The sequence below is a fragment of the Serratia nevei genome (genome assembly GCF_024160145.1).
Classification (GTDB): Bacteria; Pseudomonadota; Gammaproteobacteria; order Enterobacterales; family Enterobacteriaceae; genus Serratia; species Serratia nevei_A.
In genome coordinates, this window is record NZ_JAMYWQ010000081.1 from 1 (window position 1) to 1,857 (window position 1,857).

Consider the following 1,857-nt stretch of genomic DNA (forward strand, 5'->3'; position numbering starts at 1 on the left):
GTCTGCCGTTGGCTGCCAAGCCCGGCAAGGTAATACCGGACGGCATTGAGTTTGTCTTGCAGTGAATACTTCATAAAGCTGCACCTCCAAATGTCAGATGTGTCCAACATTTGGGGTGCAGTTCACACGCCGCGCCCTGATGCTTAGTACTTCAGCATGAAAGAGCGATAGGCCTTCAACACCAGCAGGAAATCCTCAACGCCGCAGAATGAGAGGCTTTCTTCGTCGTAGTAGTTCATCCCCTCTTCCATTTCGTCGCCTTCGAACTCCAACTGATTGGCGCGGATCATCACTTCTTCGCCATCCATCAGCAGCGTATATTCGTGACCTTCCAGCTGCCATTGACGCTCGCTGCCTTTGACCTCGGCCGCACCGGCTTCAATACGGTCCAGCAGATTGAAATCGCCTTTGACTTCTTCGTTGATCCAGTGGCCAATCGCTTCATGCCCCATCGAAAATCTGACGATCACCTGACCGGTAACGTCACGCAGAAATTCGTAATCCATAGCATGCCCTCCTGAGCCTTTTTCTTAGTGTAAACATAAATTGATTGCTAACTCAGTGAGCGCTCGCAAAGTTGGCAACTCGGCAAAATAAAACCTCGGCGGCGCGCAATATAGCGGCTTGCGGCGGCGATGGGAAGACACCTGCCGCAATCCATCGGGGAAAGACATCGCCGCCGTGCGGCGTCTTTTCGCCATGAAGAAAACCTGCCGATAATCAGCAGATAACCGCGATGTCTTTGAATCATGTAGAGACCGTGAAGATGTATGTCATGATTTTTATCAGGATTATTTTTTCACTTTAAAAATAAATAAGTTATCGATTCCTGGTGCGGTATGGCCTTATTGACATCCGCGCAATATCGATTAGCTTTTAAATAAAGGAGCTCGAATTATGTTCACCAACGGCCAGAGGTGTTTTCACCTCGTTCATACCTATCACCACGATCAGGATGTGTGCCATGAAATACATCACCTCCATTATTGCACTGGGCATAATGTTCTCTGCATCGGCGTTCGCCGCCAAACAAATCACCCTTGAAGAATCCGCCAACTACACCAAACTCGGCGATCTCTCCATTCAGCAGACCGGCGTACCTACCGTAGGCCATAAATACATTTCCACCGCCGTGGATAAAAAATGCAATGAGCTCAGTGGGCTGGATGGGAAAGACTGCTTCTACCGCATCGTCTCCGCCAGTGGGCAAGAAAGCGACCACAAGGATATCCATGTGGAAATATTCAAAAAGTAACCCATTCAACCGCGTGCCGGCCCCAGCTTAGCCACATGCAAGAGGGGGCCGAACGCAGACGTCTACCTGCGTCAGGGTCGTGAAAATGAACGTTATCCTGTCGAAATACCCTATGTTGCTGCTGGCGGGCTTGCTGCTGCTGCCTGCCGCCCGGACGGCCGCAGATGTCTTCGTCAATATCGGGCCGGAACCCGCCTGCCCCTACGGCTACTACGATTACGCCCCTTACTATTGCGCGCCCTACGGCTATTACGGTCCCGATTGGTTTGTCGGCGGCAGATTTATCGGCGCGGGGCCCTGGTTCCATGGCCCGCGAGAATTCCGCGGCCATGTGGATAACCGTTTCGATCCAAGGCACGGTTACCATGGCGCATTCCCGGAACGGGGCGATGTTCCCTTCCACCATTTCAGAGGTAATGAGATACGTAACGGCCGCGGCTAAGCGGCGGTGAAGATAAAAAAATGGGGCCCCTAAGGCTGTCTCTTGATCAGATCTCTTGCTCGAGAGACTTGGCCAGCAGATAACCCTCAAGGATGGTTTGCAGTTTGAACCATCCTTCCCATAATCTCTCCCATCCCACTCGACCCGTGCGTTTACTGTC

General features: G+C 51.9%; 3 protein-coding genes. 2 read left to right on the forward strand and 1 reads right to left on the reverse strand.

What is annotated here, in order from left to right:
• Positions 1-143: 143 nt before the first annotated feature.
• A complete protein-coding gene (gene yacL / locus M6G53_RS24740; RefSeq protein ID WP_004937507.1) occupies positions 144-506 on the reverse strand; it encodes a protein YacL in 363 nt (120 codons plus the stop codon).
• Positions 507-964: 458 nt separating this feature from the next.
• Here yacL and M6G53_RS24745 point away from each other — a divergent pair, with 458 nt between their 5' ends.
• Both M6G53_RS24745 and M6G53_RS24750 read left to right on the forward strand, forming a co-directional pair.
• Positions 965-1,255, forward strand: a complete 291-nt coding sequence (locus M6G53_RS24745; RefSeq protein ID WP_253335188.1) for a hypothetical protein — start codon at positions 965-967, stop codon at positions 1,253-1,255.
• Positions 1,256-1,340: 85 nt separating this feature from the next.
• Positions 1,341-1,697, forward strand: coding sequence for a hypothetical protein (locus M6G53_RS24750; protein WP_253335190.1), 357 nt, complete (start codon positions 1,341-1,343; stop codon positions 1,695-1,697).
• Positions 1,698-1,857: the final 160 nt, after the last annotated feature.

What these genes read in the sequence shown, in the direction of transcription:
- yacL (WP_004937507.1), bottom strand. Translation starts at nt 506, where the DNA reads ATGGATTACGAATTTCTGCGTGACGTTACCGGTCAGGTGATCGTCAGA.
- M6G53_RS24745 (WP_253335188.1), top strand. Translation starts at nt 965, where the DNA reads ATGAAATACATCACCTCCATTATTGCACTGGGCATAATGTTCTCTGCA.
- M6G53_RS24750 (WP_253335190.1), top strand. Translation starts at nt 1,341, where the DNA reads ATGAACGTTATCCTGTCGAAATACCCTATGTTGCTGCTGGCGGGCTTG.